We start from the raw sequence: 7,702 nt of genomic DNA, 5'->3' as shown, positions 1-7,702 counted from the left end.
AAAGAAGTTTGCAGAATCAATAACAGCAGAACGTGAGGAAGTTGACGCTTATATCCCACGAAGCTGAAGACTTCGGGGTTTTACGCTCCTTCCCATAAAAAAAGAAAAAGAGAGAATAATTCTGCTGATTTAGTTTTACTGGTTTGATCGGTTAGCCTGGTTCTGCTGGTTACCTTTTAATGACCATGAACGCACCGAAAAGCGCTGTAACAAAAAGCAACCCCGTGAAGAATATTGAATAACCTGCTTTTGCAGCATCTTCGCCTTCCTCATCACCTGCTTGAGTAACAGGCTCCTGCATGTCAACAGAACTATCTGTCCCTCCCTTTGCAAAACTGGCTTCTTCAGAATTTCCTGCTTCTGTGGAATACTCAGATGATACAGAATCTTTATTCACAATTTTTACATCGCCTTCTGAATCACTGCTGCTACTTGAACCCGTACTGCTTGAACTCATATTTAAGTCAGCAGAGGAAACGGAACCTTCGAGATCAACTTCAGTTATCGTTCCCGGAGTTTTGGTTGTAATCGCTTCAATTTCAGAGACTGGTATATTTAAACTGGTTATATTTCCATTGACATAGAACTCCACAATCTCAATATTAGTATAGTTTTCAGGAGTGAGATTCAGGTTCAGGCTGTATTTACCTTCTTCTCCTACGGTACTTTTTGCAATTAGCTCTCCTTCATAATATGCCAGAATCTCAGAGCCCTCAGAGACAGGTTCTCCATTAACATCCAGCCCACCATACAGGATGAGCGGCAGGTCAGGCACATCTCCAATCGAATCGTTTTCCTCAGATAAGGCAGTCACATTTAACACTGCAAACACAGACAATATCATCAGGCTTAAAATAAGCACTCCTAACTTTCGGTACTTAATCAAAACTACTTCCCCCAACTCCATTTAGATTAATGTAAAGCTAAAGAACCCACTACCCTGATTTTGATCCCTGCTTCATCCAGAAAACAGCTGCATAATCTGCAGGTGCCTCGTCAGAAAAGCAGGTTTCTCGTCAGAAAGGGTTTTTGTTTACAGGTTTTTTGTATCTCTTTTGTTCAGGCAGGATTTACCCACCGACAAAACTCACAGATATTTTATTTGAAAATATTTCCTGCCCGAAAATGTAATAGGACAAGAGTTATTGGAATATAATATAATTAGATATTATATATAGCAGTATTTTGAAAAATAATAATTAATTTATAATAATAATCTGCTCCACCTTCATGGTCGCATCGACCAAAATTGACTCAGAACATTTAGAAAACTGTTTTAGCACCCTGCACGCAGGTTCCAGATGTCAAACGATGAAACAATGCAACTCCCAGCAGCAATGTAAATGAAAGAAATAGGGGCTATGCGAAAAAAGAAGGGAAAATGGCTGAAAAAGAAAAAAGAAGGGAAAATGGCTGAAAAAGAAAAAAGAAGGGAAGAAAAAGATTTTTTTCTTCGTTTGTTCTTAATTTGTCCTTCGTTTGTTCTTAATTTGTCCTTCGTTTGTTCTTAATTTATCCTTCTTTTGTTCTTCCTTTTGCCCATTTCTCTTTACTAGCCTGCTATTTTCCTGATTTTGTTTCAATTTTTCTTTGCCTTAAGAAAAGCAAATGCTCCAAGCCCTGCAAGCAAAACAGAGAGCGTTTCGAACCCGGGTAATGCTGACTTCGGCTCTTCGGGTTCGGCCTTCACAGGCAGGACTTTGTAGGCCTCATAATTGGAAATTGAAACTCCCATAAAAGCCGAATCGTTAGAATAATATTCCACCAGGGTAGCAAAAAGGTTCTGTATTGAATACTTATCCTCAAAGCCTTCGTCTACTGAAATTTCTATTATTCCTTTTGAGTTCACACCTCTTATTTCACCCATCTCGAGGGCAACCGCATCCTCAATATCCGATTCAGAGATCAGGCCTTTCTTCTCACGGTCATAAGCCCTGACAATAAAGAAATCTACAAGAGGAGCAATTTTTTCAACGTTTGATGTAGCATAACCGGGGGGAAGACTTGCTGAAATGGACACTTTTTCTCCGGCTTTTTCCCGGGCAGCCTCAAAAAGGGGTATATAGTCCATACAGCCCTCTTCAGAATCGGAATCCTGAGAAGTTTTCATGTAGATGTTGATTCCATCAAAAGGTGCGAGAGACTTTTCATTATAGTCAAGGATGGCGTTCAAAGAAGACTGAGAGGTGTTCATAGCTCCTTCTTCTGTGCAGTTGAGCTCCTCAAAAAGCACTGCATACACTGTCATTCCTTCTTCATGAGCCATTTTTACAAAACGCTCATACTGCCAGACATCTTCACCGTTCATGCTCAGGAAGATGGTATCGATTCTAGAGGAATCAAAATCTTTTGCAAGTGCAGGGAAATCAAGCTCGTATGGAGAAGAGAGCTTAACTCCTGAAACATCGACACTGTACCTGGGGAACAGGGTTTCCGGGACTTTGGTCTCATTTCCACTCTGGTTTTCCTGTATCTGTACTGGTGTTTCAGAGGTTTCTTCAGTAACTGAAACCTCAGGAACAGGAGCTTCAGTCTCAGGGGTGGTTTCGGATTCGGAAATAGAATCAGGTTCGGAAATAATATTTTCTGTGGAGGTTTCAGCTTCGATCTGATCCGAAGCGAACTTGACAGATGGCTCGGATTCTACAAATTTGCGGACGAAAGCATAGTCTACAGCCATATAGCCCGTATTCTTCGAGGCATCGGAATAAGAAGCTGCATAAAGATAAACATGCATTGGGAGGTTTGTAATATAATCATTTGAAGCGTAATCCATTCTTGAATCCCGGACTCCGTTCTTAAACCAGGCTATCTTGCGGTTGTCGTTTTCTTCGTACCAGGCGATTCCCGACGTATACCATTCTCCTTCAGGAACACGGACATCGGTCCGGTCAAAAGTGTTAAACCTCTCCTTCCTGTAAGATGTCTCCCAGCGCACACGGCTCTCATTGGCAAATTCAGTCTCGTGCTTGATCTCGTTTTTCCTGTTGCTTATCTGATCTATGAAACCCTGTCTCAGCAGAGGCCCTCTCTCATCAGTTCCTGTGGTAACCTTCATTCTTTTGACCACGAACATGGAATTAATTCCAAAACTGTCTTTGCTGTAGATCAGAGAGGAATCATAAGCATGAACCTTGGGAGCTGACACATTACACATGCCATTTTTGACTTCAACCAGGCCTCCGCCTGCACTTTCAGCGTTCCATTCAAGCCCCTGGAGTTTATCCCCCTCAAAGCCGTCGAAAAATTCGAAGGTTTTTTCTCCGTTACTCACTGCCTCAGCCACCGGATTTCCGCACTTCAGAAGAAGCGTGGTGCTCCTGTTCGCAGGTAGGAAGGGGATCTTGACCCAGATAAGAGCTTTTTCAGCTTCCGGGTCCCAGGTTTCAATCCAGTAACTGAGTGTTCGTCCTCCGGAAAAGAAACGAAGGTCAGAACCGTCTGTTTTTGCCTGTGAGAAATTAAAGTTAAAAGAATTCAGGTTGATAGGAACCTGATAACCTGTTAGATTTTTTCCTGAATGTTCAGTAATTACGATCTCCTGAGAATATTCTTTCATATCATTTATTGTAGATGAAGCCAGATCATTCGCTGTAGCCAATGCAAAACCTGTCATCAAAACCAGGAGAAAAATAGAAATAATCCCACACGTGATCAGTTTCTTTTTCATTTTTAGCAGCCTCTTTTAAGCCATTTTATTAAACATCATAAAAAATACTATCCAGACATTATCAAGACCATAACAGATATTATTTATTTTACATACTTATTAACCCAAAAACAATAAACCTTTTCATAAGTACTTGCACAGAATAATAACTAAAATAATAATAGTTAAAATAATAATAGTACTTCGTATAAAAATAGAGTGAGGAGAGAAGATAGAGAGTCCGAAACGATAATAAAGAATCTTTACAATTACAGTTTCCAATGACGCTTCTATCCAGCAATGAACTGAAAAAACTTATACAGGCAAATCCCCCTTTACTTGAAAACGCAGTTGATATCGAAACCCAGATCCAGCCAAACGGGCTTGAGCTGACCCTGAAAGAGATAAAAACAATAGAAGGTGCGGGAGCTGTCGACTTTGACAACTCTGAAAGAAAAGTTCCCGACGCAAAACCCCTGGAATTCGGGAGCGATGGGTGGATTCACCTTCCGAAGGGGATATATAAAGTACTCTTTAACGAGATCGTAAATATTCCCATGAACCTGGCTGCAATTGCAAAGCCAAGGTCAAGTCTTATTCGCTGCGGAGCAACCCTTGAAACCGCGGTATGGGATGCGGGTTACAGGGGACGCAGCGAATCTATGCTTGTAGTTTATAACTCAGCAGGCTTCAGGCTTAAGAAAAACGCCAGGATTATGCAGCTCCTTTTCTATACCCTTAACAGCGAAGTAGAAGAAGGATATTCCGGAGTCTACCAGAACGAAAATACAAAATGAGCTTTCTGAGAAGAGCAACAGTGCTTTGAAGCCCTGAGAAGCATCTTTTGAAAATATATAGATAAAGTATATATTATTAGATCGGTATATCACAACCTATGAGTACTATAGGGAAATCCGTAAGGATGGAGCGTATTTTCAACCGAACTACAGGTAATGCCATTATCATTCCCATGGACCATGGAGTTGGTGCTGGCCCCATTTCAGGGCTTACAAACCTTCAGGACGCTGTAAATAAGGTTGCCGAAGGGGGAGCTAATGCCGTACTCGGGCACATGGGACTTGCCAAACACGGGCACAGAGGATACGGGCACGATGTGGGTTTGATAATCCACCTCTCAGCCTCAACCTCCCTTGCTCTTGATCCGAACCATAAAGTTCTTGTAACGACTGTAGAAGAAGCCATAAAAGTCGGAGCTGACTCAGTATCTGTTCATATTAACATAGGGGCTGAAGACGAATATGAAATGCTGCAGGGGCTCGGCTATGTTGCAGGAAAATGTGATGAATGGGGAATCCCTCTTCTTGCAATGATGTATCCTCGCGGGAAAAAGGTCAGATCCGAATACGACGTGGATGTAGTAAAACATGCGGCCAGAATCGGGGCTGAGCTCGGGGCAGACATTGTCAAAACAAACTACACCGGAAGCCCTGAAACTTTCAAAGAGGTTGTCGAGGGATGCCCCGTACCTGTGATTATTGCAGGTGGTCCCAAGATGGGGTCAGAAAAGGAACTGCTGGAAATGATCGAGGGTTCCCTTGAAGCAGGTGGACGTGGTGTTGCAATAGGAAGAAACGTCTTCCAGGCAGAAGACCCCACAGGTCTTGTGCGGAGAATTGCAAAAATCGTCCATGGAGATATGACTGCAGAAGAAGTGATAAAACTGGGCAGCAATGTCTGAAACCCAGACGCTTAAAGGAAGTAAGTAAATTAATAAATAATCAAAGTAAGGAACTTAATTAAGATTTTGATTTTATAGATACAGGAGCGGGAAATTTACCTTTCAGGAAATTTCTCGTTATTTCTTTCAGAAAAAAAATAAGAATGAGCTATTTTTCAGGAAAAAATTATCCTTCAGATACATAACAAACAAAAATGAAGAACTTACATCAGGACTTCAACTCAGCTACAGAAAAAACAAATAATACTTAACCAGGATTTTAAGTTCAAGCTCAAGACCCACTCAGGTGTTCTGAACTGAAGAAGTAGTTTCCAGTGCTTTTTCGCTGTTTTGTTCTGTAAAATTACTGTTTTTGAGTGAATACATCCTGGACTATGTTGGAGACATACCCGGAACCATATTAGAGACATACTCGGGACCATATTGACCTTGTTAGAAATCTCAATCAAAATCGGTAGATGCGAGACTCCCAACAAAGGGAACTTTTTTTTAAAATGGACTTTCCATTCATTGAAAGATTGTCAGATAAGAGCCCTGTTCCTGTATAGACCAGGAAAAGAACATTCTGTTCACCCATAGATTCCAGTGGAAATAAGGGGCTTTGCAGAATTCTGCCGGAAAGAACAAAAACATGAGATTGATGGGATTGATATCTCTCGAGAGAGTTAGAGAGAATAGCATCGGGATGAATTAAAGAAACAAGCAGAGGATAATGATGTTCATATAGAAAGAAGGATGCCCGGAGAAAATAAATCGATAAAAAGGAGAGACATATACCCCTATCAGGCAACAATAATGGCATAAAACGGGGAAGTAGCTCAGGGTAAAGGTACAAAAACAAAGCAACCCCATAGAAAGGAAAAAGAAGCTTCCTCCCCTGAAAACAAAATCCGAAAAATAATTGAAAAATATATCGAAAACGATAAAAATAAATAGATCCGGAAGAAATACAAATCGTAAAAAAAGTTAATCTGTAGAAGGTTCCAGTGGAAACTGGGGGATCCCTATTTGGAGAAGAGTAAGAGAGTGAAAAATTCTTAAAAAATTTGGAAATCATAAGGAGTTAAAGAATCCTCAAACAGCAAAAAATTAAAAACCCGGGTCCGGACCTCAGAGAGGATTGTTGCTCCGGACCAAAAATGCCTTCTGTGAAATTATGCCTGAATCAGAAATTATGCCTGAATCAGAAGTCTACGAAGGGCACAAGGTCACAACCTGTGCATTTCAGGCACATTGTCGTTGCTAGCCCGGGATCGAGCCCATACATCTTCAGGACTTCAGCCTCCATTTGCGCAAGCTTTAAAAGGCGCTCAGGAGACGGACGTTCGGTAAAACAGTCTCCGGACCTGAGGGGATGAGGGTTTACCGGACGAAGGATGGGAATTACTCCTATCTTTGCAAGGGTCTCGACTCCTTCCCGGACAGAAGCGTCGCTCTCACCAAGCCCGATTATAAAGTTGCTAAATACCCTGTTTTTTCCGAAAATTTCTACAGCTTCTTTAAGCCTGTCAAGAATGTAGTCAATGGAAAGGTCTCCACAAACTTTTTGGAAAATCTCTCTGTCCATGGTTTCAACATTGTATTTTACTTCGGCAACTCCGGCATCATAGAATTTGCGGGAACAGCCCTCTGTCGGATACACCGAAACTCCTATGGGAACATTATATTTTTTGAGGGCAGGGAGCAGTTTGAGCACCCGCTCAACTTCCCCTTCGACTGAGGTTTCGACTCCTGAAGTCAGAGAGATGGCCTTAAGGGTTCCTGCCCTCATGACCTCATCCACTATGCTCAGGACTTCCTCTTCGCTCTTGACGTGCCCCTGAAGTTTGGGCACAGGACAGTATTTGCAGTCAAAGATGCACATCTCGCAGAGCGTAATGAAAGCCTGCTCAGGACAGTGGGCAGGGGCAGGCTCAAGTTTTCCCCTGAGAAGTTCATTTCCTTCATGTAAAAGCGCTACTGTTCCGTCATCTCCTGCTGCTTCAATGGAAAGCGGAGAGTTCTGATTTACGCTGAGCCTGACTCGCTTTTTCCCTGACCTGAAAAAGACGGAGCTGGTGCCTGCCCCTGGACCTGCAGTAGAACCTCGCGCTCTGGGAATAAGCGAAGGGTCCACAGAAACGGAACCTATTGAAATAAGAAAAGCTTTAATTTCCGGCGTAATTTGTGTGCCTTGCATTTAGATGTTCCTCAAAATAACTATTTCTTCCTGTAGTTCCGGCTTTTTTCATCTTTACCAGATAGTATATAAATTCTTCTGAAAATATAATTTAAACAGTCTGGGGCCAGCTTCGAAATAAGGAAAATTCTTTTCTTTGGACATTAATTTATATATTCTGGATTGAAAAAAAGCC

General features: G+C 41.8%; 6 protein-coding genes. 3 read left to right on the top strand and 3 right to left on the bottom strand.

Annotation, left to right across the window (positions count from 1 at the left end; genetic code table 11):
• Positions 1–169: 169 nt before the first annotated feature.
• Positions 170–886: a hypothetical protein gene (locus EO92_RS01650; RefSeq protein ID WP_048168867.1), complete on the bottom strand. Its 717-nt coding sequence runs from the start codon at positions 884–886 to the stop codon at positions 170–172.
• A 457-nt stretch (positions 887–1,343) separates the two neighbouring features.
• Here EO92_RS01650 and EO92_RS17375 point away from each other — a divergent pair, with 457 nt between their 5' ends.
• Positions 1,344–1,511 carry a hypothetical protein gene (locus EO92_RS17375; protein WP_156165696.1) on the top strand — a complete coding sequence of 56 codons (168 nt, stop codon included), beginning with the start codon at positions 1,344–1,346 and terminating at the stop codon, positions 1,509–1,511.
• 68 nt (positions 1,512–1,579) lie between these two features.
• On the opposite strand, the gene EO92_RS01645 is transcribed toward EO92_RS17375, so the two are convergent.
• Positions 1,580–3,670 carry a DUF2341 domain-containing protein gene (locus EO92_RS01645; protein WP_048168861.1) on the bottom strand — a complete coding sequence of 697 codons (2,091 nt, stop codon included), beginning with the start codon at positions 3,668–3,670 and terminating at the stop codon, positions 1,580–1,582.
• Between the two features lie 260 nt (positions 3,671–3,930).
• Here EO92_RS01645 and EO92_RS01640 point away from each other — a divergent pair, with 260 nt between their 5' ends.
• On the top strand, positions 3,931–4,446 hold the full coding sequence (locus EO92_RS01640; RefSeq protein ID WP_048168860.1) for a deoxyuridine 5'-triphosphate nucleotidohydrolase: 516 nt from the start codon (positions 3,931–3,933) through the stop codon (positions 4,444–4,446).
• Between the two features lie 98 nt (positions 4,447–4,544).
• Positions 4,545–5,348: a 2-amino-3,7-dideoxy-D-threo-hept-6-ulosonate synthase gene (locus EO92_RS01635; RefSeq protein WP_048168859.1), complete on the top strand. Its 804-nt coding sequence runs from the start codon at positions 4,545–4,547 to the stop codon at positions 5,346–5,348.
• Positions 5,349–6,531: 1,183 nt separating this feature from the next.
• Here the strand turns inward: EO92_RS01635 and EO92_RS01630 are convergent.
• Positions 6,532–7,527, bottom strand: a complete 996-nt coding sequence (locus EO92_RS01630; protein ID WP_048132689.1) for a radical SAM protein — start codon at positions 7,525–7,527, stop codon at positions 6,532–6,534.
• Positions 7,528–7,702 lie beyond the last annotated feature (175 nt).

The organism is Methanosarcina sp. 2.H.A.1B.4 (assembly GCF_000979385.1).
Classification (GTDB): domain Archaea; phylum Halobacteriota; class Methanosarcinia; order Methanosarcinales; family Methanosarcinaceae; genus Methanosarcina.
This window is presented reverse-complemented; position numbering and strand designations above follow the sequence as displayed.

Excerpts from the sequence above, each read along its gene's own strand:
- EO92_RS01635 (WP_048168859.1), top strand. The coding sequence starts at position 4,545 with ATGAGTACTATAGGGAAATCCGTAAGGATGGAGCGTATTTTCAACCGA.
- EO92_RS01640 (WP_048168860.1), top strand. The coding sequence starts at position 3,931 with ATGACGCTTCTATCCAGCAATGAACTGAAAAAACTTATACAGGCAAAT.
- EO92_RS17375 (WP_156165696.1), top strand. The coding sequence starts at position 1,344 with ATGAAAGAAATAGGGGCTATGCGAAAAAAGAAGGGAAAATGGCTGAAA.
- EO92_RS01645 (WP_048168861.1), bottom strand. The coding sequence starts at position 3,670 with ATGAAAAAGAAACTGATCACGTGTGGGATTATTTCTATTTTTCTCCTG.
- EO92_RS01630 (WP_048132689.1), bottom strand. The coding sequence starts at position 7,527 with ATGCAAGGCACACAAATTACGCCGGAAATTAAAGCTTTTCTTATTTCA.